15 protein-coding genes, 3 tRNA genes and 3 rRNA genes are annotated in these 24,283 nt (G+C 58.3%); 3 read left to right on the top strand and 18 right to left on the bottom strand.

From position 1 onward, the window contains the following. The first annotated feature begins 103 nt into the window (after positions 1 to 103). Positions 104 to 1,171, top strand: coding sequence for a histidinol-phosphate transaminase (gene hisC / locus ACUN8C_RS01445; protein ID WP_445620606.1), 1,068 nt, complete (start codon positions 104 to 106; stop codon positions 1,169 to 1,171). A 128-nt stretch (positions 1,172 to 1,299) separates the two neighbouring features. Here hisC and rrf read toward each other — a convergent pair. From rrf to ACUN8C_RS01400, 9 genes are all read right to left on the bottom strand, one after another. After that, positions 1,300 to 1,415 (bottom strand): 5S ribosomal RNA (gene rrf / locus ACUN8C_RS01440). A 101-nt stretch (positions 1,416 to 1,516) separates the two neighbouring features. Further along, positions 1,517 to 4,408 (bottom strand): 23S ribosomal RNA (locus ACUN8C_RS01435). 272 nt (positions 4,409 to 4,680) lie between these two features. Further along, positions 4,681 to 4,756 (bottom strand) — tRNA-Ala (locus ACUN8C_RS01430). Positions 4,757 to 4,763: 7 nt separating this feature from the next. Beyond that, a tRNA-Ile gene (locus tag ACUN8C_RS01425) sits at positions 4,764 to 4,840 on the bottom strand. A gap of 69 nt (positions 4,841 to 4,909) precedes the next feature. Next, a 16S ribosomal RNA gene (locus ACUN8C_RS01420) occupies positions 4,910 to 6,450 on the bottom strand. Together the 16S, 23S and 5S rRNA genes with 2 tRNA genes alongside form the textbook arrangement of a ribosomal RNA operon. 534 nt (positions 6,451 to 6,984) lie before the next feature. Beyond that, on the bottom strand, positions 6,985 to 7,500 hold the full coding sequence (locus tag ACUN8C_RS01415) for an HAD family hydrolase (RefSeq protein ID WP_445620605.1): 516 nt from the start codon (positions 7,498 to 7,500) through the stop codon (positions 6,985 to 6,987). A gap of 117 nt (positions 7,501 to 7,617) precedes the next feature. Next, positions 7,618 to 8,289 (bottom strand): metal-dependent hydrolase, encoded by a 672-nt coding sequence (locus tag ACUN8C_RS01410; protein ID WP_445620604.1) that lies wholly within the window; start codon positions 8,287 to 8,289, stop codon positions 7,618 to 7,620. 81 nt (positions 8,290 to 8,370) lie between these two features. Continuing rightward, positions 8,371 to 8,910, bottom strand: coding sequence for a gamma carbonic anhydrase family protein (locus ACUN8C_RS01405; protein WP_445620603.1), 540 nt, complete (start codon positions 8,908 to 8,910; stop codon positions 8,371 to 8,373). Between the two features lie 111 nt (positions 8,911 to 9,021). Further along, positions 9,022 to 10,368: a sodium-dependent transporter gene (locus tag ACUN8C_RS01400; RefSeq protein WP_445620602.1), complete on the bottom strand. Its 1,347-nt coding sequence runs from the start codon at positions 10,366 to 10,368 to the stop codon at positions 9,022 to 9,024. Between the two features lie 130 nt (positions 10,369 to 10,498). On the opposite strand from ACUN8C_RS01400, the gene prlC reads away from it, so the two are divergent. Then, on the top strand, positions 10,499 to 12,541 hold the full coding sequence (prlC, locus tag ACUN8C_RS01395; protein WP_445620601.1) for an oligopeptidase A: 2,043 nt from the start codon (positions 10,499 to 10,501) through the stop codon (positions 12,539 to 12,541). 47 nt (positions 12,542 to 12,588) lie between these two features. After that, positions 12,589 to 12,840, top strand: coding sequence for a YheV family putative zinc ribbon protein (locus ACUN8C_RS01390; protein WP_445620600.1), 252 nt, complete (start codon positions 12,589 to 12,591; stop codon positions 12,838 to 12,840). A 96-nt stretch (positions 12,841 to 12,936) separates the two neighbouring features. Here ACUN8C_RS01390 and sodC read toward each other — a convergent pair whose 3' ends face one another. From sodC to fdnG, 9 genes are all read right to left on the bottom strand, one after another. Further along, a complete protein-coding gene (gene sodC / locus ACUN8C_RS01385) occupies positions 12,937 to 13,464 on the bottom strand; it encodes a superoxide dismutase [Cu-Zn] SodC (RefSeq protein WP_445620599.1) in 528 nt (175 codons plus the stop codon). Positions 13,465 to 13,539: 75 nt separating this feature from the next. Then, a complete protein-coding gene (gene metF, locus ACUN8C_RS01380) occupies positions 13,540 to 14,397 on the bottom strand; it encodes a methylenetetrahydrofolate reductase [NAD(P)H] (RefSeq protein ID WP_445620598.1) in 858 nt (285 codons plus the stop codon). A 284-nt stretch (positions 14,398 to 14,681) separates the two neighbouring features. Further along, positions 14,682 to 14,777 (bottom strand) — tRNA-Sec (locus ACUN8C_RS01375). Between the two features lie 66 nt (positions 14,778 to 14,843). After that, positions 14,844 to 16,775 carry a selenocysteine-specific translation elongation factor gene (selB, locus tag ACUN8C_RS01370; protein WP_445620597.1) on the bottom strand — a complete coding sequence of 644 codons (1,932 nt, stop codon included), beginning with the start codon at positions 16,773 to 16,775 and terminating at the stop codon, positions 14,844 to 14,846. Then, on the bottom strand, positions 16,772 to 18,190 hold the full coding sequence (selA, locus tag ACUN8C_RS01365) for an L-seryl-tRNA(Sec) selenium transferase (RefSeq protein WP_445620596.1): 1,419 nt from the start codon (positions 18,188 to 18,190) through the stop codon (positions 16,772 to 16,774). Before selA ends, selB begins: the two co-directional genes overlap by 4 nt. Positions 18,191 to 18,463: 273 nt before the next feature. Next, on the bottom strand, positions 18,464 to 19,405 hold the full coding sequence (gene fdhE, locus ACUN8C_RS01360) for a formate dehydrogenase accessory protein FdhE (RefSeq protein ID WP_445620595.1): 942 nt from the start codon (positions 19,403 to 19,405) through the stop codon (positions 18,464 to 18,466). Further along, positions 19,383 to 20,099, bottom strand: coding sequence for a formate dehydrogenase subunit gamma (locus ACUN8C_RS01355; RefSeq protein ID WP_445620594.1), 717 nt, complete (start codon positions 20,097 to 20,099; stop codon positions 19,383 to 19,385). The genes fdhE and ACUN8C_RS01355 overlap by 23 nt, the downstream gene beginning before the upstream one ends. After that, positions 20,096 to 21,043 carry a formate dehydrogenase subunit beta gene (gene fdxH, locus ACUN8C_RS01350; RefSeq protein ID WP_445620593.1) on the bottom strand — a complete coding sequence of 316 codons (948 nt, stop codon included), beginning with the start codon at positions 21,041 to 21,043 and terminating at the stop codon, positions 20,096 to 20,098. The genes ACUN8C_RS01355 and fdxH overlap by 4 nt, the downstream gene beginning before the upstream one ends. Positions 21,044 to 21,053: 10 nt before the next feature. After that, on the bottom strand, positions 21,054 to 24,131 hold the full coding sequence (gene fdnG / locus ACUN8C_RS01345) for a formate dehydrogenase-N subunit alpha (RefSeq protein WP_445620592.1): 3,078 nt from the start codon (positions 24,129 to 24,131) through the stop codon (positions 21,054 to 21,056). Positions 24,132 to 24,283: the final 152 nt, after the last annotated feature.

The following is a 24,283-nucleotide window of genomic DNA, read 5'->3' as shown; positions in this document are numbered from 1 at the left end:
AGTCCCCGAGATTAGCAGATCCAGGCATGTGAACGAGGCTTGCGAACGTCACGGGCAGGGGTCAACATGATTCCACCGTATTATTCCCTTGCAGAGAGCAGCGATGAGCACGTTCTGGAGCCCTGGAGTAGCAGCACTGACCCCTTATGTGCCCGGTGAACAACCCCGGCAGCGCATGATCAAGCTCAACACCAACGAGAATCCCTACCCACCGTCCAGGGGCGTGGAAAACGTTCTTAGACATTTTTCCTGTGAGCAGCTGCGACGCTATCCGGATCCTGAATCACTGGCGCTGCGCGATATGCTGGCGCGCACCTATAATGTTACGCGTGAACAGGTGTTTGTGGGGAATGGTTCTGATGAAGTGCTGGCCTTTGCCTTTCGTGCCTTTTTCGTGCGTGACGGTGAGGCGCTGGCCATCCCGGAGTACACCTACAGCTTCTACCCGGTTTACTGCCAGCTTTACGGCATCGAACTGCAAAAGATTGCCCTGAACGATCAGTGGGAAATACCGCTTGAGCATTTCCCCGAGAAAGGACATGCCGGCATCGCCTTTGCCAACCCGAATGCGCCGACAGGTCATGCGCATTCGCGTCAGGACATCAAGGCACTGCTGGAACGCCAGCGCGAGCGCGTGGTACTGGTTGATGAGGCCTATTATGGCTTTGGCAGCGAAAGTGCCGTGCCGCTGGTCGAGGATCATCCTAACCTGCTGGTAACGGGCACCTTCTCGAAATCGCGTAGCCTGGCCGGCATGCGCATCGGGTTTGCCATAGGATCAAGAGAACTGATCGAGGGGCTGGAGCGCATCAAGGACTCCTTCAATTCCTACCCCATCGACCCATTGGCCAGTGCAGTAGGCATCGCAGCACTTGAGGATACGCCGCACTACGATGAGTGTTGTCGCGCCATTATGGCGACGCGTGAGGCTACGTCCCAGGCGTTGAAGAATCTGGATATCGACGTGCTGCCCTCTCGGGCCAACTTCCTGTTTGCCCGGCCCACACGTCACCCGGCGGCCGACGTGGCCGCCCGGCTGCGGACCGCCGGCATTCTGGTGCGCCACTTCGGCACGCCCGGCCTGTCGGACTGGCTGCGCATCTCGATCGGTACCGAGGCGGAGATGACGGCGCTGACCGCCGCGCTGGCGGCCATGAACAAGACGCCCTGAGGCGGGGGGGCCCTCGCCCGCCGGTCACGTCAGTGACCGCGGGCGGGGCCGGCACCACGGGCCGTGGCGGCCGGATGGCGCGCATAAAAGAACCCCGGTCCTGTTAAGGACCGGGGTTCGGAAGGGGTGCCTGACGATGACCTACTCTCACATGGGGAGACCCCACACTACCATCGGCGCGGAGCCGTTTCACTACCGAGTTCGGGAAGGGATCGGGTGGTGCCGGCACGCTATGGTCGTCAGGCAATTCTGCAGACCGGCTGCTCTTGAGCAGCGGGTCAAAATCGGGATCATGCTGATCGATATATCAACGCATTCGTGTGATGCGAACCACTTGGGTGTTATATGGTCAAGCCTCACGGGCAATTAGTACGCGTCAGCTCAATGCATTGCTGCACTTACACACCGCGCCTATCAACCTTGTCGTCTTCAAGGGCCCTTCAGGGAGCTCGAGGCTCCAGGGAAGTTTCATCTTGAAGGGGGCTTCCCGCTTAGATGCCTTCAGCGGTTATCCCGTCCGCACATAGCTACCCGGCGGTGCCATTGGCATGACAACCGGTACACCAGCGGTGCGTCCACTCCGGTCCTCTCGTACTAGGAGCAGCACTTCTCAAACTTCCGACGCCCACGGCAGATAGGGACCGAACTGTCTCACGACGTTCTAAACCCAGCTCGCGTACCACTTTAAATGGCGAACAGCCATACCCTTGGGACCGACTTCAGCCCCAGGATGTGATGAGCCGACATCGAGGTGCCAAACACCGCCGTCGATATGAACTCTTGGGCGGTATCAGCCTGTTATCCCCGGAGTACCTTTTATCCGTTGAGCGATGGCCCTTCCATACAGAACCACCGGATCACTAGAACCTGCTTTCGCACCTGCTCGACATGTCCGTCTCGCAGTCAAGCACCCTTATGCTCTTGCACTCATTGCACGATTTCCAACCGTGCTGAGGGTACCTTAGTGCTCCTCCGTTACTCTTTAGGAGGAGACCGCCCCAGTCAAACTACCCACCACACACTGTCCTCACACCGGATCACGGTGCGGAGTTAGAACGCCAATGATACCAGGCTGGTATTTCAAGATTGGCTCCACCCCAACTGGCGTCAGGGTTTCAAAGCCTCCCAGCTATCCTACACAGGTAACATCAGCGTCCAGTGTGAAGCTATAGTAAAGGTTCACGGGGTCTTTCCGTCTAGCCGCGGGTACACTGCATCTTCACAGCGATTTCAATTTCACTGAGTCTCGGGTGGAGACAGCGTGGCCATCATTACGCCATTCGTGCAGGTCGGAACTTACCCGACAAGGAATTTCGCTACCTTAGGACCGTTATAGTTACGGCCGCCGTTTACCGGGGCTTCGATCAAGAGCTTCGCCTTGCGGCTAACACCATCAATTAACCTTCCGGCACCGGGCAGGCGTCACACCCTATACGTCCGCTTACGCGTTGGCAGAGTGCTGTGTTTTTAATAAACAGTTGCAGCCACCTGGTCTCTTCGGCCGGTCAGAGCTGAGGGAGCAAGTCCCGTTACCCTGGCCGGCGCACCTTCTCCCGAAGTTACGGTGCCATTTTGCCTAGTTCCTTCACCCGAGTTCTCTCATACGCCTTGGTATTCTCTACCTGACCACCTGTGTCGGTTTGGGGTACGATCGCATGTTATCTGAAGCTTAGAGGCTTTTCCCGGAAGCGTGGCATCAGTGACTTCCAGACCGTAGTCTGTTCGTCTCGCGTCTCGGCTTATAGAGGACCGGATTTGCCTGATCCCCAGGCCTACTCGCTTTTACCAGGACAACCAACGCCTGGCTCACCTAGCCTTCTTCGTCCCCCCATCGCAATAACATCCGGTACGGGAATATTAACCCGTTTCCCATCGACTACGCCTTTCGGCCTCGCCTTAGGGGTCGACTCACCCTGCTCCGATTGACGTCGAACAGGAACCCTTGGTCTTCCGGCGGGGGAGGTTTTCACTCCCCTTGTCGTTACTCATGTCAGCATTCGCACTTGTGATACCTCCAGCAGACCTCACGATCCACCTTCGCAGGCTTACACAACGCTCCTCTACCGCGCATCCATAAGGATGCACCCGCAGCTTCGGTACCCGGTTTGAGCCCCGTTACATCTTCCGCGCAGGCCGACTCGACCAGTGAGCTATTACGCTTTCTTTAAAGGATGGCTGCTTCTAAGCCAACCTCCTGGCTGTCTGTGCCTTCCCACATCGTTTCCCACTTAACCGGGATTTTGGGACCTTGGCTGGCGGTCTGGGTTGTTTCCCTTTTCACAACGGACGTTAGCACCCGCTGTGTGTCTCCCACGCTGTACTCACCGGTATTCGGAGTTTGCCTCGGGTTGGTAAGCCGGGATGGCCCCCTAGCCGAAACAGTGCTCTACCCCCGGTGGTAATACGTGAGGCGCTACCTAAATAGCTTTCGAGGAGAACCAGCTATCTCCGAGCTTGATTAGCCTTTCACTCCGATCCACAGCTCATCTCAGCATTTTTCAACATACTTGAGTTCGGACCTCCAGTCAGTGTTACCTGACCTTCATCCTGGCCATGGATAGATCGCCCGGTTTCGGGTCTATTCCCAGCAACTAAGTCGCCCATTTAAGACTCGGTTTCCCTGCGCCTCCCCTATTCGGTTAAGCTCGCTACTGAGAATAAGTCGCTGACCCATTATACAAAAGGTACGCAGTCACAGAACAAGTCTGCTCCCACTGCTTGTACGCACACGGTTTCAGGATCTATTTCACTCCCCTCGCCGGGGTTCTTTTCGCCTTTCCCTCACGGTACTGGTTCACTATCGGTCAGTCAGGAGTATTTAGCCTTGGAGGATGGTCCCCCCATGTTCAGTCAGGGTTTCACGTGCCCCGACCTACTCGATTTCACAATGCTCGGATTTCGGCTACAGGACTATCACCTGCTATGGTCAGACTTCCCAGACTGTTCGCCTATCGGTTGCACTGCTTAAGGGCTGGTCCCCGTTCGCTCGCCGCTACTGGGGGAATCTCAATTGATGTCTTTTCCTCGGGGTACTTAGATGTTTCAGTTCTCCCGGTTCGCCTTCATGAGTTATGTATTGGCTCATGAATACCTGCCTTGTGGCAGGTGGGTTTCCCCATTCGGAAATCGCCGGGTCGCAGGTCATTTGCCACCTCACCGACGCTTATCGCAGGCTGTCACGTCCTTCATCGCCTCTGACTGCCTAGGCATCCACCGTGTGCGCTTAATCGCTTGACCATATAACCCCAAGGGGTCCGGTCTCACAATCACACTACATTTACCGGCATGCATACGACTATGCATGACGATAAATTTATACGTTGTCTGCCGGCCGGGTCACAACGCTCATCCGAAGATGAGGTGTTCACCGACCGACAGGTCAGCATGATCCACATTGTTAAAGAGCGTACTGTCAAAAAGACAGTCAGAAATCATGTCGATGATTGTCATCATCATGACTTTTGACTGTGGTTTCATCAGTAGGAGCGAGACTGTGACACCGAGCTGTATGGTGGAGCCTAGCGGGATCGAACCGCTGACCTCCTGCGTGCAAGGCAGGCGCTCTCCCAGCTGAGCTAAGGCCCCGACAGGTTGGTGGGTCTGGGCAGACTCGAACTGCCGACCTCACCCTTATCAGGGGTGCGCTCTAACCAACTGAGCTACAGACCCAAGCAGTCTTCGCTCTATCCGATCAGGCAATTTGTGTGGACGCGCTGGTTCGCGTGAGCACTTGTCGTTTAAGGAGGTGATCCAGCCGCAGGTTCCCCTACGGCTACCTTGTTACGACTTCACCCCAGTCATGAACCACACCGTGGTGATCGCTCTCCCGAAGGTTAAGCTAACCACTTCTGGTGCAGTCCACTCCCATGGTGTGACGGGCGGTGTGTACAAGGCCCGGGAACGTATTCACCGTGGCATTCTGATCCACGATTACTAGCGATTCCGACTTCACGGAGTCGAGTTGCAGACTCCGATCCGGACTGAGGCCGGCTTTCTGGGATTGGCTTCACGTCGCCGCTTCGCAACCCTTTGTACCGGCCATTGTAGCACGTGTGTAGCCCTGCTCGTAAGGGCCATGATGACTTGACGTCGTCCCCACCTTCCTCCGGTTTGTCACCGGCAGTCTCCCTGAAGTTCCCGCCATTACGCGCTGGCAAAAAGGGATAGGGGTTGCGCTCGTTACGGGACTTAACCCAACATTTCACAACACGAGCTGACGACAGCCATGCAGCACCTGTCTCTGCGTTCCCGAAGGCACTTCCTCATCTCTGAGGAATTCGCAGGATGTCAAGAGCAGGTAAGGTTCTTCGCGTTGCATCGAATTAAACCACATGCTCCACCGCTTGTGCGGGCCCCCGTCAATTCATTTGAGTTTTAGCCTTGCGGCCGTACTCCCCAGGCGGTCGACTTATTGCGTTAACTGCGCCACCAAACCCTCAAGGGGTCCAACGGCTGGTCGACATCGTTTACGGCGTGGACTACCAGGGTATCTAATCCTGTTTGCTACCCACGCTTTCGCGCCTCAGCGTCAGTGTCAGTCCAGAAGGCCGCCTTCGCCACTGGTATTCCTCCCGATCTCTACGCATTTCACCGCTACACCGGGAATTCCACCTTCCTCTCCTGCACTCTAGCCTACCAGTTCCGAATGCCGTTCCCGGGTTGAGCCCGGGGCTTTCACATCCGGCTTGGCAAGCCGCCTACGCGCCCTTTACGCCCAGTAATTCCGATTAACGCTTGCACCCTCCGTATTACCGCGGCTGCTGGCACGGAGTTAGCCGGTGCTTCTTCTGTGGGTGATGTCCTTCATGACGAGTATTAATCATCATGCCTTCTTCCCCACTGAAAGTGCTTTACAACCCGAAGGCCTTCTTCACACACGCGGCATGGCTGGATCAGGGTTCCCCCCATTGTCCAATATTCCCCACTGCTGCCTCCCGTAGGAGTCCGGGCCGTGTCTCAGTCCCGGTGTGGCTGATCATCCTCTCAGACCAGCTACGGATCGTCGCCTTGGTGAGCCGTTACCTCACCAACAAGCTAATCCGACATGGGCTCATCCGATAGCGCAAGGTCCGAAGATCCCCTGCTTTCTCCCGTAGGACGTATGCGGTATTAGCTCGGGTTTCCCCGAGTTATCCCCCACTACCGGGCAGATACCCATGCATTACTCACCCGTCCGCCGCTCGTCAGCGGGTAGCAAGCTACCCCTGTTACCGCTCGACTTGCATGTGTTAGGCCTGCCGCCAGCGTTCAATCTGAGCCATGATCAAACTCTTCAGTTTATTTTGAAGCTTTGAGATTCGTTTCGAGGCCTGCCGAGGCAGTCCGCGAGGTGAATCAATCCGGGCTCGAGGTCAAACTAGTTACTCTTGACGAGTGTTCGTCTGCTCGACTATCTATGTGACTGGTGTCACACACGAGCCAGACGCCCACACAAATTGCCTGATCGACTTGTTAAAGAGCGTCTCGAAGATGTTGCCTCAGTCGCCGTGGCGGCTGCTTCGAGAGAGTGGGCATTTTACAGCCCTGAATCGAAAAGTCAACCTCTTTTTTTCGATCCGGAAGTCAGCGGCTGGATCCGTGATCCTGATTGGATGACCAAAACCCCAGTCAAAACAATCACCTGCCAAACTTCCCCGCTGCCTCGTCGCCGTGTGCTCCGTGGCAGCGGATGCGTACTTTATAGATCAGACCCCAAGGGCGCAACCCCTTTCGTCAAAAACTTTCACTTTTCTGTCATGGCAGGGGACAGGGCCGTTTGGCGACTGTTCTACATAGAGAGACCCTCTATAGGGAGACGCTTTAGAGAGACGCTTTCAGGGAAGCAGATAGCCTTCCTCTTCAAGGCATGCTTCAAGCGCCTCCCGGCCCTTGACCAGATGTGCGCGCATACTCAGCGCACGAGCGGCATCCACACACTCGGGATTGTCATCAAGAAAAGTGATCTGCCCGGCATTGCACGCCAGTACCTTCAACACGTGCTGCCATGCACGCGGATCCGGCTTGCGATAGCCAATCTCGTGAGAAAGAAAGAGGGCATCAAAGTATGCCTCCAGTCCGGTGCGCTGGATGACGGCCCAGTGAATGGGATTGTTGTTGCTTAGGATGGCCCTGTAAAAGCACGGATCAATTCGCTCGAGCATTTCCAGAGTTCCCGGATAGAGCCCCGACACCCAGCCGGCGAAATGCTGTCCAAACGCTTCGGGTGTCATATCCAGTGACAGGGCTTCAACGGCCGCTTCCAGAAAACCTTCAACCGATGCCCTGCCGGTTTCGAAAGGTTCCAGTGGCGCAAACTCCAGCCAGAAGCGACGAGCTTCCTCACGGCTCAATCTGCCCTAGGTCAGGTTCACCAGCGGCGTAATGCCATCCCAGTCGGCCAGAACACCGCCAACGTCAAACAGAAGTATTTCCTGCTGCACCATGCCCTTTCCTCCCATGGCCAATGATCAACTCCACAGCGCCCACACCCGCCGACCAATAGTCTGGAGGGCTTCATAAGGCGGCAACCAGGGCGCCATCGACACAATAACAACGCCCATCAACAGTGCCGTCTGCGGCGTACCGTAATCATAGAGCTTGAAGGCCGTTCCAAAAGATCGCTTCAGGCGTCGGCCTTCGATATCGATACTGTAGATCTCATCCAGCAGAAGATGGATAAGCACGCCGATCAGCATGGCTCCAGCAAGGATCCATGACTGCATGGCGGTCTGTATAAAAAGCTGATAGCTCACGACAGCAACGGCCAGTGATGACAGTACCGCCGCCAGCAGGGAATGCCAGATGCCGCGATGAACGGAAAAGCGCTTGAAGAGACTGCTCAGAGGATAACGTACGAAGAGATAGGTGCCGACGCCCACACCGCTTAGCTCTACCAGGGACAAGAAGGGCTGAAGCGCCGACACACACCCGATCACGGCCAGCATGGCCATCAGGGTAAAGAGCAGGCGCACGGCACGAGACTGATCGGCATCGATATCCGGAACAATCCCGCCCAGCGCGACCAGCCCTGCGACCGGAAAGCTGTCAACGAAGGGCCAGAGACCTGCCTGCCAGCCCAGTGCACCTGTCAGCGCCCCACCGACAGCCGCTACCGTAAAATGCGTTTTGAAATTGGCCATAACTCAAATACTGGATATAAATCCATATTATGGCGCAACTTTCCCAGTAACAACAACGATATAGCGGCCGTCAGAACAGTCTTACCGGTCGGATTGAGAGAGGAACTCATCCTTGAGCGACACATAGTTGGCCGCTGAATAAGTAAAGAAGCGGTATTCGGACTCCTTGAGCGGACGCAGCTGGCGTACCGGATTGCCGCCGTAGACATAGCCGCTTTCCAGATGCTTGCCCGGGGGAACCACAGCCCCTGCCGCCACCAGCACTTCGCTTTCCACCACGGCACCATCCAGTACCGTGGCGCCCATGCCAATCAGCACCTTTGACGCAATGGTGCAGCCATGCAGGATGGCGCGATGACCAACGGTGACATCATCACCGATCGTCAGCGGATATCCCCCGGGGCTGTAATCGCTGGCATGGGTGATATGCAGCACCGAACCGTCCTGAATGCTGGTTCTGGCGCCGACACGGATACGGTGCATGTCACCGCGAATAACCGCCGTTGGCCAGACAGAGACATCATCCCCGAGCGTGACGTCGCCCAGTACCACAGCGCTGTCATCAATGAAGACTCGCTCGCCCAGTGACGGCGACACTCCCCTGAAGCTTCGAATACCCATGTGCTTTCTCCCTGCCCGATGTGTCTTCTCAGTCTGCAACAACCCGGGCGATGCCGCCAGCGCCCTCGCCCCACTCTCGGTCGCCCCACTCTCAGACACATCAGGACGCGGCTATTTCATCAGGAAAAAGCCCAGCAACACTAGAATCAGCAGCGGAATGGAGATCCATCGCACCACCGCACGCCATACTCGATAAAAGCGCTCGCCGGCCCCGATGGCCTCCATTGCACGAGGCGGCGCCACGACCCAGACCGAAAAGACGGCAATCAACAATCCACCGATGGGCAGCATGATATCGATCGGCAGCGTTGTGGCCAGGTCGAACAGCGTCATGTCATTGAACAGACGGACATCCGACCAGATCGAAAAGGACAGCGCCGAAGGCAGCCCCATCAACCAGACACCGACACCGATGATCAACGCTCCCAGGGGCCGTGTCAGACCAGCGCTGCCCAGCATGGCCACCATCGGTTCGGCAAGATTAATGGAAGAGGTCCAGGTCGCCAGCAGCAGCAACACGAAAAAGCAGCCAAGCCATAGCGCACCCCCGGGCAGATCAGCAAAGGCGATGGGGAGCGTTACGAACATGAGCCCCGGACCAGAGGCCGGGTCCATGCCCTGCGAGAAGACAATCGAGAAGATGGCAATGCCGGCCAGCAGGGCGACTGCCACATCCAGCACGGCCACGGTAATCACGGCCCGGGGCAGGCTCTGATCATCGGGCATGTAGGCGCCGTAGGCCATCAGGGCCCCTGCACCGACGGCAAGGGTAAAGAAGGCATGCCCCATCGCATTAAAGATGGCCGTCAGCGTCAGTGCCGACATATTGGGTTTGAAAAGCCAGGACAGCGCGGTCGTGAATCCGCTGGTGGTAAAGGCGTAGCCCACCAGCAGGATCAATAGCAGATAGAGCAGCGGCATCAGCAGATTATTGAGTCGCTCCAGACCGCTGCCGACCCCACTGGCCACTACCGCCATGGTCAGAAACAGAAAAATGCTGTGATTGAGCAGCACAAGGCCGGGGCTTGCCAGAAAGTTATCAAAGGCACTGCCGATCTCCTGCGGCGAGCGCGATGCAAAGCCGCCGGTAAACGCCTCCACCAGATACTCGATCGACCAACCGGACACCACGGAATAAAAGGAAAGTATGAAAAACAGCGTGATGCCACCGAAAAGCCCCAGTAGCCCCCAGTGCCGGCTTTTGCCAACGTCTCGTGCCAGAAAGGTCAGCGCCTGCATGGGCGTACGACGCCCGGCCCGGCCGATCATGATTTCGGCCACCATGACCGGCAGCCCCAGCAGGGCCAGAAACACCACGTAGAGCAATAAAAAGGCAGCGCCTCCATTTTCGCCGGTCATCCAGGGAAAGCGCCATATATTGCCCAGACCGACTGCCGCCCCTGTCACTGCTATAATGAACGCACGGCGTGACCCCCAGCGCTCTACCACTTCGGACATGTCCTGCATCCCTTCTGCCGCGCCATGATGCGCACTGAATCAACTCATGATGCCCGGCGCCTGCATTGAAACCGGCGTCCGACACCCTCATTGTCAGCAGTATATCTTTCGCCAACCGCGAGGTCGCTTCATGTCTACCAATCCCCTGCTCGAATCCCATACGCTTCCCCCTTTCGAGGCCATTACACCCGACATCATCGAGCCGGCCGTGGACGAGCTGCTCGCACGCAACCGGGCAGCCATCGAAAAGCTGGTCGAGGGAGGCGACTATACCTGGCAGGGGCTGGCAGTACCGCTTGAAGCCATCAACGATCAGCTTTCTCAGGCCTGGTCACCGGTATCGCACCTCAATGCCACCATGAATTCGCAGGCGTTGCGCGAAGCCTACCAGGCCTGTCTGCCCAAGCTCTCGGCCTATGGCACCTGGCTGGGTCAGCATGAAGGGCTTTTCAAGGCCTTCCAGACGCTGGCAGAAAGCGACGAATATGCGCGGCTGGATCAGGGCCAGCGCAAATCGATCGACAATACGCTGCGTGACTTCCGCCTGGCCGGTGTCGACCTGCCGTCAGAAAAGAAGGCAAGGTTTGGCGACATTCAGGCCCGGCTTTCCACACTGTCCAACACCTTCTCCAATAACGTGCTGGATGCCACGCAGGCCTGGCATCTGGATGTTCCGCGCGCGCGTCTGGGTGGATTGCCCCAGAGTGCGCTGGAAACCCTGGCCGCCAATGCCGAGGCCAAGGGCGTCGAGGGCTATCGCGTTACGCTCGACTTCCCGAGCTTCTTCCCGATCATGAGCCATGCCGATGACCGTGCCCTGCGTGAGGAGGTGTATACCGCCTTTGTCACCCGCGCCTCGGATCAGGGCCCGAATGCCGGCGAGTTTGATAACTCGGGCGTCATGTCCGAAATCGTGACGCTCCGACAGGAGATTGCGGCACTGGCCGGTTTTGATACCTATGCCGACTACTCGATGGCCACCAAGATGGCGGACAGCCCCGATCAGGTGCTCGAGTTCCTGCAGGATCTGGCCAACCGTGCCGTCCCCCAGGCCACCGAAGAGTTTCAACACCTCAGCGATTTTGCCCGCGATGAGCTGGGCATCGAACAGCTCGCGCCCTGGGATACCGGCTATGCCAGTGAAAAGCTGCGCGAAGCGCGCTACGCCATTTCACAGGAAGAGCTTCGCCCTTATTTCCCTGCGCCCGGCGCTGTGGAAGGGCTTTTCCGGGTCATCGGCAAACTCTTCAACGTCAGCTTTCGTGAAAACACCCTGGCACCGCGCTGGCACAGCGATGTGCGCTTTTTCGACATTCTGGAAAATGACAGCGTCATCGCCGGGTTCTACCTCGATCTCTATGCCCGCGAGGGCAAGCGGGGCGGTGCATGGATGGACGAGTGCCGGGTCAGACGTGAGCGCGAAGACGGCAGTCTTCAGCTACCGGTGGCCTATCTGACCTGTAACTTCACTCGTCCGGTAGGGGATCGCCCGGCGCTGCTGACCCATGATGAAGTCCTGACCCTGTTTCATGAGTTCGGCCACGGCCTGCATCACATGCTGACCCGCCAGCGGGTGGCGGATATTTCCGGCATCAACGGTGTGGCCTGGGACGCGGTCGAGCTGCCCAGCCAGTTCATGGAAAATTACTGCTGGGTGCGCGAAGGGCTCGACCTGATCGCCGCCCACGTGGATACCGGTGAACCCCTGCCGGATGATCTGCTCGATCGTTTGCAGGCAGCCCGCAACTTCCAGTCCGCCATGACCATGGTGCGTCAGATCGAATTCTCGCTGTTTGACCTGCGCTTGCACCGGGAGCATCAGGCGCCGAATGCCGACGATATCCAGTCCCTGCTGGACAGCGTTCGTCATCAGGTCTCTGTGGTGCCCAGAGTCGAGTTCAACCGCTTCCAGCATGGGTTCAGCCATATTTTTGCCGGCGGCTACGCGGCAGGCTACTACAGCTACAAGTGGGCCGAGGTGCTCTCGGCAGATGCCTGGTCGGCCTTTGAAGACGCCGGCGTCTTTGACCAGACCACGGGCATGCGCTTTCGCACCAGCATTCTGGAACAGGGCGGCGCCCGCGATGCTGCGGTCCTGTTTCAGGAGTTTCGTGGACGTGAACCCAGCATCGAACCGCTGCTTCGCCATAGCGGTATTCAACAAACCGCCTGACCCCTGCATCACGACCGGCAGACGTTCACTGCCGGTCAGGAGCCCTGATGAACCAGTCAACCCCCAAACGCTTTATCGCCGGGGCCATTTGCCCGCGCTGTAGCGCCATGGACCGTATCCGCAGCTGGGAGAGCAACGGCACGCGCTATCGAGAGTGCGTCAGCTGTGACTTTTTCGAGCAGCTACCCATGACCGAAGAAACGCTTGATCCTCTGGAGACGCGCGTTTCCAGGGGTGAACCGAAAAAAGAAAGCGATGACTTTCAGCCGGTCAGGATCATCGATCCCGGCAAACGCTAACCTCATCAGCGCGACGAGTGCGCTGACTGCCAATGCATTAAAAAGGCCCTGCCGATTCACCGGCAGGGCCTTTTTTTCAGCGAGCAACGCTCTGGATCAGTTGGCGCCCTTGATTACGCCACAGGCCCAGCGCGCACCGCCGCCACCCAGTTTCGGGCTGTCACTGTAATTGTCGCCGCCTTCATGAATCATGACCGCGTGCCCGGCAAGATCGCTCTCTTTCAGGCGAGGCGCCAGCACCGGCGTCTTGATGTTGCCATCGTTGTCTGCGACCAGCAGCGGCATGTCGCCCAGATGGCTGTCCTCGGCATAGGGGCCGGCATGCGTCTGCGTGTCTTCAGGATCAAAGTGACCGCCGGCGGCGCCAGCCGGTGTCACCTTGCCATCGGTAGTCGAAGGATCACAGCTGGGATTGGCATGAAGATGGAAGCCATGCATGCCGGCGCCCGAGAGGCCGGAAATATCCGGCGTGGCCAGTAGCCCGTAATCGGTATCCTCGAAGGTCACGGTGCCTACGGATTCGCCCACGCCCTTGTCGGTCGCCTTGTGCAGTTCTACCGTCGTGTCGGCCATGGCCAGCGGTGTCAGCGCCAGCAGTGCAGATGCCAGAAACAATTTTTTCATCGGAAGTCCTCTCGAGTCAGCCCATTAACGATTGGCGTACCCACAAGACTAGTTGGCTCAAACCAATGCAACCAATCAATGGCGGGCATTCTCAAGCGAGAGATCAGCCACAAGCCTTGTGCAGGCTTCTGCCTGGTTGAGCGTATAAAAGTGCAGTCCCGGTGCGCCCTGATCCAGCAGCTGCTGACAAAGGCGCGTCACCACTTCATGCCCGAAGGCCTGAATGCTCTCACTATCATCGCCATAGGCTTCAAGCTGACGACGCACCCAGCGCGGAATTTCGGCACCGCACATTTCGGAAAAACGGGCCAGTTTGGTGTAATTGGTGATCGGCATGATGCCCGGCACGATCGGTACATCCACACCGCGGGCACGAACCCTGTCTACAAAGTGATGATAGGCATCCGGATTGAAGAAGTACTGCGTGATGGCCATGTCAGCCCCGGCGCGCACCTTATCAACAAAATGATCGATATCACGCTCGAAGTTTTGTGCCTGCGGATGGCACTCCGGGTAGGCGGCGACGGTGAGGTCAAAATGATCACCGGTTTCTTCGCGAATGAAGTCAACAAGATTGCGGGCATAGCGAAGCTCCCCGATCCCCATCATGCCTGAAGGCATATCACCGCGCAGGGCCACGATGCGCTTGATGCCATGCTCACGATAGTGCGCCAAAAGCCTGCGGATATCTTCCTTGTCGCTGGCCACGCAGGAGAGATGCGGCGCCGTACAGACGCCGGTATCCCGTGACATGTTTTTGACGGCATCAAAAGTGAAATCGCGCGTTGTACCGCCGGCACCAAAGGTCACTGAAAAGAACCGCGGATTAAGCTCGGCAAGCCTTTTATAGACTTCCGGCAGTCGCTCCTGACCGGCCTCGGTACGTGGTGGAAAAAACTCGAAGCTCAGTTCGGGGGCGCAGGCATCACTCATGGGTCTGAAGTCCTTTCACAAGTCGCGCCGTCGACCGGACAGGGGCATGTGCGCGCCTGTGGCCTGCCCATTCGAGGCAGTGGTCGAGCAGCAGTGGATGCCATGTATTGTGACGACGCCGGGAGGTCAGGCCAAATGAAAGATTCGAGGGTACTGATCAAGCAGAATTCATGATCAGAAAGGCAAAAGCGTTTGAAGGACAAATGAAGGGGAGGTAACGCCCCCTGCATTGGCCGTCACCAGAGCGGCGCTGATGGTGCCAGAAGCACTGATGGTGCCGGAAATGGCGGAAAAGCGTGGGAGTCGAACCCACCAGGGACTGCTGGCAGCCCCTCTCGGGTTTGAAGCCCGAGCGCCCCACCGGGGGACGAAGCCTTTCCGTAATCGAACGGTGTCAGCAGGTATACCATCAAAGGGTATTACAGCAAGCCTGCATGATAGCTTAATTAATGCCACATGTCGGCCCGACGCACGACATGGTCATCGCGCACCCGTCGTGTATAGCCGATTCGATCAAAAAACTCCAGGATCATGACGGCCAGCTTGCGCCCGATGCCCAGCCGGTCACGAAAGCTTGCGACATGCGCTGCGCCCTGCGCCGTCTCGAGCTGTTGAATCATGTCGGCCATATCAAACACGCATTGGGCGAGAAAGAAATGATCGCGGCGCACATGATAGACACGCCCCAGACGCGCTGCCGAGGTCAACACCTGACGCACCCGTGCCTCGTCGATAGTTGTCAGTCCCACCAGGTCCCGGACCCGGGGCGGATCAAAGGGCGTTGCAGCAAGATGCGGCTGAATCTGCTGCCAGAGGGCCTCGTCTTCATCTGATAGCGCAGCCTGATGCTCCGGCAGCGACAAAAAAGGACCATGCTGTTTCAGCATGCCTGTCGTCATCAGCGGCTGAACAATCTGGCGAAACAGCGCACTGGGCAGCCCCGGCATCACCTGACGGCGCAGACGCTCGCGTTCGGTGCCCAGCATGGCGGGCTCACGCTCGTGGTTTTCGGTGACCACCTCGAGTATGCGTACCCGAAGCGACTCCAGCGCCTCAGGGGAGAAGGCCCGCATCTCCTGACCGGCACTGATGACCCATGCGCCCAGCGCCTCGAATTCCCGGGCCAGCGAAGCCGGCGTGCGGTTAAAGTTACGCGCCAGACCATAAACATCCGGGCCATCCGAGCGCAGCTTCAGAGCCATCCTGAGCGGCTCGTCCAGAGACATGCCGGCAGAGCTGCCCATGACCGCCTGACGGCAGCTCTCCAGCCACTGAAGACGCGATGTTGAGCGCTGGCCGCGGCGCGGTGGCGTACCGTCAAGCACAATGGCACCGCCAATGGTATGTTGCGCGCCATGATCGCGCACGATAACGCGATCTCCCAGGCAGGCATGCAGCGGCGACTCCAGAATCATCTGTGCCAGCATGCGCTGCCCGGGCAGCAACTGCTGTCCTTCCAGCAGGGCAATGCGCCCGGTGACGTGCGACGCCCCCAGATGCAGATGCACACCCGACCAGTGGCTCAAGGGGGGCGCATCGTCCAGAAGCTCAAGGGCAATATCCACACGGGTCAGCGAAGGCGTCGGCAGCGCCTGGGCCACGACCCAGTCACCGCGCTGAACCATCTCCCGATCAATGCCCGGCCCCGCCAGATTCAGGGCAAGCCGGTCGCCCTGGCGAGCATGCTCTGCCACGCGTCCCTGACGCCGAAGCCCTCGGACGCGGGCGTCATGATTGGAGGGAAACAACCTGACACTATCGCCCACCGAAATCTCGCCGGCCACAACCGTGCCCGTGACCACAAGCCCTGAACCGGTCTTGGTAAAGGCACGGTCCACAGCCATGCGAAAGTTGCCCTGTGCCACTTCGGCGTCGCTGGCCTGAGCGCGTTTCCAGAGCTCGTCCTTGAGCGCGGCAATGCCCTCACCGGTCCGACTGGAGACCTCAAAGATCTGCGAGGCTTCCAGCGGCGAGCCGGCCAGCAGCGCCTGAATTTCCTCGTGCACTTCCAGAATGCGCGGCGGCTCGACCAGATCACACTTCGTTAGTGCCACCACGCCCCGGTCGATGCCCAAAAGACGCAGTATCTGCATGTGCTCACGGGTCTGGGGCATGACACCATCATCAGCCGCCACAACCAGCAGCATGGTGTCGATGCCCGCCACACCCGACAACATGTTGTGGATAAACTTTTCGTGCCCGGGCACATCGATAAACCCGAGTTCGAAATCATCAGACATCTCCGGGTAGGCATAGCCCGCCTCGATGGTCAGGCCACGCGCCTGCTCTTCGCTCAGCCGATCGGTACTGATGCCGGTCAGCGAGTGAATCAGCGCTGTCTTGCCATGATCGACATGGCCTGCCGTACCTACAATCATGATCCAGAATCCCGATTGAGCGAGAGATGGCCGAGCTGCTCTACAAAGGCGCGCTCTTCGGCCTCGCCCTGAAGACAGCGCAGATCCAGCCAGAGCGCCCCATCATGCAGTCGTCCAATCACGGGTCTTGGCAACTGTCTGAAAGCGGTTTCAATCAGGCGCAGGCTACGCTCTCCCGAGCGGCGCTCCGGCGCGGTCGGGGCAATCACGAAGGCATGACTGGGCAGGCGGTCCACCGGCAGCGCACCACTGCCCAGCTGACTCTTGCATGGGGCGATGCTGACCTGCATACCGGATAAATGCTCGACCAGTGCCGGCAGCAGACGCTCGGCCGTGGCCGCAATATCGGTCTGTGAACGTGTCAACAGCGTCAGTGTCGGGATATCGCGCGCGATGTCGTCACTGTCCCGATACAGCTGCAGGGTCGCCTCCAGCGCACTCATGATCAGCTTGTCGACGCGCAGCGCCCGCTTGAGGGGATGACGCCGAATACGATCGATATAGTCACGGCTGCCCACGACAAGACCGCATTGAGGACCACCAAGCAGCTTGTCACCGCTGAAGGTCACCACGTCCGCGCCGGCCTCGATGCTCTGTCTGGGGCGGGCCTCGTCAGGCAAGCCCAGCGCCGCCATGTCCGTAAGCGCCCCACTGCCCAGATCCACAATAAAGGGCACGTCACGAGCATGGGCAATGCGTGCCAGCTCGCTTTCCTCCACGGCGGCCGTAAATCCTTCCACGGCGTAATTGGAGGTATGCGCCTTGAAGATCATGCCGGTCGCCTCCCCCATGGCCTGCTCGAAATCTCGCGCATGGGTACGGTTGGTGGTCCCCACTTCGCGCAGATAACAGCCGGAGGTGTGCATGATGTCAGGCAGACGAAATGACCCGCCGATCTCGATCAGCTCACCGCGAGAAATCACGGCTTCACGGCCGGCGCCCAGTGCCGACAGCGTCAATACCACGGCGGCAGCATTATTGTTGACCACCGTCGCGGCTTCCGCGCCGGTCAACTCACATAAAAGCGATTCAACAACCTGATCGCGATCTCCCCGATGGCCGCTATCGATGTCGTACTCCAGTGCCAGGGAATATCGGGCGGCGCGAGTCATGGCCTCGATGGCAGGCTCGGCCAGCGGTGCCCGTCCCAGATTGGTATGAATAACGGTACCGGTCAGGTTGAAAACGCTGGGCGCACTGGAAGCGCTCAGCGCTCGGGCCATGCCAAGCGCCCGCGTGACCAGCTGCTCTGGCTCAAGAGGTATGGCATCGGCCCGTGAAAGGCGCTGGCGCTCGCTGGCAAGCAGTTCGCGCACGGCACGTATTTTAAGCCGATGACTGATCTGCGAGCGCTCCATCGCCTGATGAGACAGCAGCACATCCACTGCCGGCAGGTAACGACGCGGGTCATCCATCGAGGGCTCCTTTCATGAGATCGGGACAAGGGCGTTGATTCAACACACGCTCACCTTGTAATTCAGGCACTACCATCAACCCAGAGTATGGCAGCTGCTCAGGCAGTAACAGGCTGGAATCGGACCATACGGTACACGATCCTTCAAGCCGGTCATCATCCTTTAAAAAAGTATTGAAACAAGCAGGATACATTTTCTATAGAGATTGTTTTGATATAACGACATAAAAAAACGCGCTCCTGTTGAGCGCGTTCAAGGGACAGGGCATGACGATCAGCCCGCCACCATCCAGGGGTTATAGCTGCTGCGACCGATATCACGCTCGCGGGCGATCATGATATCCAGCCCCAGGCTTGCCAGGTCATCGGCCAGGGCATCGGCATCCACCTCGGTATCGCGATGAATGATCTTTACATAGCTCTGGCATTCACCGCAGGCTTCTGCACGAACCGGTAACGGCCGCTTGCCGTCTTCGCCTTCAAGACCCACGTAATCCAGATTGCCGGTCTCAAAGCAGGTCGTACAGCGCGCCCGCTCCATATACCACTCGGCCGCACAGATCGAGCACTGCATATAGCGCACGCGAGAACGCTCGCGACCCACCTGAATGAGGCTGGCCACCGGCAATGCACCGCAGCAGGGGCAGACTGTCTGCGCCGTGCCTTCGGCTCGCTTCGGCGGACGAGGCAGCACGGAGCACTGGCGAAGCCATGCGACCTGCAGTGCGGCGGCCACCAGCGGCATAAAGGCACGAATGTCTTCCGTTCCCCTGCCCGCTTCAAGCACCTCGGTGGCAATGTCCTGGCGCGTCTTGCGCTCCAGCTGGCGGAGCTGGCGGATCAGCTGCTGCTGCGCCTGACCCACATTAAGCTCAAGCGCATCACACAGAGCGTCCAGATCCTCCTGCCAGTCCAGATCAGACTGCAATGACTGGACTGAAAGCGGCGGCATGCCGTGCTCCAGTGCCAGATCAAAGGCCTGACTGTCCGGCTGAAAGGTGCTCGTGCGCTTTTGCAATACCTGATGCTGAGCCTGCGCCAGGCGCGCGGCAAAGCCGAGAAAATCGGCCATTGAGCGCATGCGTCTGGAAAGGTCGCGCAGGCGGCGCGAACGCTGACTGAAAAGACGTCGTTCGGGCAGTACCACGGCGGGGGGTTCAACGACCCCGCCGGGGGTAGCACCATAATCATGTTCAGCCTGATGTTCGGCCGTCATGGCGAGCTCCGTGATGGGATGTCGTGTCACGCTCGGAAGCGTTCTCGTTTCCCGCACGCTGCGAGGGCTTTTTCATTTCGTCTTCATACCAGAGCGGATGATGATGCTTCGCCCAGGCATGCGTCACGCGACCACGAGTCATGGCCTTGATGGAGCCCTTGACCCAGATGGCCGCATACACATGCACAATGATGGTCGCAATCGCAATGAAGGCCGCCAGTGCGTGCACAAGGCTTGCCACGCGAATCAGCGGGATGGGGAAGAACCCGGCAAACCAGGGACGCCACATGATCACACCCGTGATCAACAGCACCGGAATGCAGAGAATCAGCGCCCAGTACACCATCTTCTGGCCCGGATTGTACTTGCCGATCGGCGGCAGTTTTTCATCCCGGTTATTGAGCACATCGCCCATCTGGCGCATCCACTGCACATCGTTTTTCATCAGCAGATTATATTTGAGCTGTCGCACCGCAATGATGACAAACAGCACAAACAGCACCACACCGATAAAGGGATGTAGCACGCGTGACCAGACCGGCCCACCCAGCGTATTGCTTAGAAAGAAAAACGGCGGATGAAAGAAGGCAAGCCCTGACAGCGTCAGCAGGATAAAGGCACCTGCCATTGCCCAGTGATTGGCCCGGGTACCCGGGCCGTAACGCAGCATGGTCTTTTGTTTCTTGAAGTTCATGACCGATGCTCCTCTTCACGTGAGACACGATGATGGTCATCGCCTTCGCCGAAGACTTCCTCATCCGTAGGCTCTTCCTTCGGGCCCTTGGTGATGTAGTGGAAGAAACCGGCAAACGCCGTGATCCCCAGAATGGCGGACATGATGGGCTTGGTAATGCCCTTCCAGGCACCGACGACCGGCGAAATACGCGGGTCCTTCGGCAGACCGTGATAGAGCCCGGGCTCGTCATTGTGATGCAGTACATACATCACGTGCGTACCCCCCACCCCGGCCGGATCATAAATCCCGGCCTTTTCGTAGCCACGTTCCTTTAGATCGTTGACCCGCTTTTCGGCGCGCGCCAGCATGTCCTTCTTGCTGCCAAACTCGATGCAGTTGGTCGGACATGCCTTGACGCAGGCCGGCTCCAGGCCGTTGGTCACACGATCAGAGCACAGGGTGCACTTGTAGGACTTGCTGTCCTTTTCCGAAATACGCGGAATATTGAACGGACAGCCGGTAATACAGTAGCCACAGCCAATGCAGTTGTTGGAATCGAAGTCGACGATACCGTTGGCGTACTGCACGATGGCACCGGGCGCCGGGCAGGCTTCAAGACAGCCCGGCTCGGCACAGTGCATGCAGCCATCCTTGCGGATCAGCCAGGAAAGCTGCTTCTCCTTGCTGACATCATCACCGCCCACGACGTCCGTTTCGACTTCACTAAAGCGCATCACTGTCCATGACTCGGCGGTCAGGTCCATGGGGTTGTCATACACCCCATGGCACTCACCGACGTCATCACGCAGGTCATTCCACTCCATGCAGGCGACCTGGCAGGCCTTGCAACCGATGCACTTGGAAACATCGATCAGCTTGGCCACTTCGACCACGTTGTCGCGCGCATGCGGTGCCGGCAGTGTCGTTGCGGAGCGGGCAACGATATTTTGTGAATTGATCATATGCCCTCCCTTATGCCTTCTCGACCTTGACGATGAATGACTTGTATTCCGGTGTCTGGGTATTGGCATCGCCCACGACCGGCGTCAGGGCGTTGGCCAGATAGCCCTTTTTCGCCACGCCAGTGAAGCCCCAGTGAATCGGAATACCCACGTGATGCACATCACGATCCCCAATGCGCAGCGGCTGTAGACGCTTGGTCACCACTGCCACGGCCTTGATAAAGCCACGGTTGGAAGACACCTTGACCCAGTCCCCGGCGACCACACCGACCTCTTCAGCCAGCTGATGACTGATCTCCACAAACTGCTCCGGCTGCACAACCGCATTGAGCCTGGCGTGCTTGGTCCAGTAGTGGAAATGCTCGGTCAGACGATAGGTCGTTGCCGCATGCGGAAACTCCTCTCGCGTTCCCAGATCCGCGCGATCCTTGTCGAAGATACGTCCTGCCGGATTGTTTCTCGCCAGCGGGTTGTTCGGATGCAACGGATTGTTGTCGATCGGCGACTCGTATGGTTCATAGTGTTCCGGGAACGGGCCATCGACCATGCTCTGACCGGCGAAGAAACCACCGGCACCCGAGGGCTGCATGATGAACGGACCCTGCCCCTTCGACGGTGCCGACGTCAGCGGGAAGTCGGGAACATCAGCGCCGATCCAGCGACCCTGCTCGCTGCTCCACCAGACAAACGCCTTTTCCTTGCCCCAGGGCCTGCCCTGCGTATCGGCACTGGCACGGTTGTACAGTACGCGCCGATTGGCCGGCCACGCCCATGCCCAGCCCAGCGTATTGCCGGTACCGTAGGGGTCGGAGTTGTCGCGTCGCGCCATCTGGTTGCCGTCCTGGGTCCAGGCACCGGAAAATATCCAGCAGCCTGAAGCCGTACGGCCATCAGCGGTCATTTCCGAGAAGCTCGACAGCAGCTCGCCGGCCCGACGGGTCACGTTGCCGTTGTCGTCGGTCAGATCGACCAGCGCACGACCGTTGTACTCCTGAGCCAGCTCTTCCGAGGACGGTGCTTCGGGAATGTTGTAATCCCAGTCCAGATTCAGGATCGGGTCGGGGAAAACCCCGCCTTCCTGACGGTAGAGCTCGCGAATACGGATGAACAGATCACCCATGATGCGCGTATCAGGACGTGCCTCGCCCGGTCCGGGTGCCGCCGCCCAGTGCCACTGCAGCCAGCGGGAACTGTTGGTGATCGAGCCGTCATCCTCGGCAAAGCAGGTCGTCGGCAGTCGAATGACCTCGGTCTGAATCTGGCTCGAATCGACGTCGTTGTATTCGCCGTAATTCTTCCAGAACTCGCTGGTTTCCGTATTCAACGGATCCATGACGACCAGATACTTGAGCCTGGACAGCCCTTCCGTGACCTTCTGGCGATTGGGGAACGACGCCAGCGGGTTAAAGCCCTGACAGAAGTAACCGTTGATCTCGCCATTGTGCATGCGCTCAAAGGTATCGAGCACATCATAGAGCGGCCTGGAAAGCTTGGGCAGCCAGTCAAAACACCAGTTGTTCTCCTCGGTTGCGGCATCGCCGAACCAGGATTTCATCAGGCTGACGTGGAATTTCTCGTAGTTCTTCCAGTACGAGACCTCCCCTTCCAGAATCGGCTGCTTGGCGCGCTTTTTGATATAAGCGGGGTAGTCCTGCTCGCCAGCATTGGCCAGTGACATATAGCCCGGCAACAGCTGAGAAAGCAGACCCAGATCGGTCAGCCCCTGGATATTGGAGTGACCGCGCAGCGCATTGATACCGCCCCCCGGCATGCCCATGTTACCCAGCAGCAGCTGGACCATCGCAGCAGTACGGATGATCTGCGAGCCGATCGAGTGCTGCGTCCAGCCCAGCGCATAGAGGATCGTCATGGTCTGATGCGGCACGGCCATCTTGCCGATTTCCGACCAGATATGTTCGATATGCTCTCTGGGCATGCCACAGATGCTCGACACCGTATCGATGTCATAGCGGCTGTAGTGCTCACGCATCAACTGATAGACACAGCGCGGGTCCTTGAGCGATTCATCGCGCAGGGCAAAGCCGTCATCACCGAGCTTGTACATCCACGATGACTTGTCATCGTAGGTGTGCTTGTCCGGGTTGTAGCCGGTAAAGATACCGTCTTCAAAACCGTAATCGTCATGCACGATCAGCGAAGCATCGGTGTAGTTGAGGACGTACTCGTGCTGTACCTGATCGGTCGTGATCAGATAATGGATCAAACCGCCCAGGAAGGTGATGTCGGTCCCGGTACGGATAAAGGCCTTGTAGTCTGCCACTGCACAGGTACGCGTATAACGCGGATCAATGCAGATCAGCTTGGCCTTGTTGTGCTCAATGGCTTCGGTAACCCAGCGAAAGCCCACGGGGTGAGCCTCGGCAGAGTTGCCGCCCATCGAAAGAATCAGATTGGCATTGCGGATGTCGACCCAGTGATTGGTCATCGCACCGCGACCGAATGAAGGGGCAAGACCTGCCACCGTCGGTCCGTGTCAGACGCGCGCCTGGTTGTCGAAAGCTACCATGCCAAGATTACGCACCACCTTGTGGGTGATGTAGCCCGCTTCATTGGAAGAGCCCGAAGCGGCCAGAAAGCCGGTCGTGGTCCAATGATTGACCGTGCCGCCCTTTTCGTCACGCTCGACGAAATTGGCATCACGGTCATCCTTGATGTAGCGCGCAATCTTGTTGAGCGCTTCATCCCAGCTGACGCGCTTCCACTCGCTGGAGCCCGGCGCACGTACCTGCGGATATTCGAGACGACCTTCGCTGCGAACAAAGTCCAGAAGCCCCGAGCCCTTCGGGCACAGAGAACCACGAGAAACCGGATGGTCCGGGTCACCCTCGATGTGGAAAACTTCCTGACGAGTGTTCTTGGAACCATCGCCATGGCTATAGATCAGGACGCCGCAGCCTACCGAACAATACGTGCAGTTGTTGCGGGTTTCCTTGGCGTGCGTCAGTTTGAACTGACGAACGGACGCTTCAGCCGACTCCGGGGCGAACCCCATCATCGCCATGCTGGAAGAGGCCACACCGGCCGCCCCCAGCTTGAAGAACTGTCTTCGGGTTACATTAACCGTCATGGGTCAATCTCCTCATCGCCTGCCGAATTACCGGCTGTCAGGGCGGGCAGGCGTCATGCTTGAACATCGACCGTTGGCCGATGTGACCAGTCACTGTTTATCGGCATGACCTCGCCGATTATTAATACTTCCCACTGATGGGATGGTTTTTA

Source organism: Kushneria sp. Sum13 (assembly GCF_052692355.1).
This window is presented reverse-complemented; position numbering and strand designations above follow the sequence as displayed.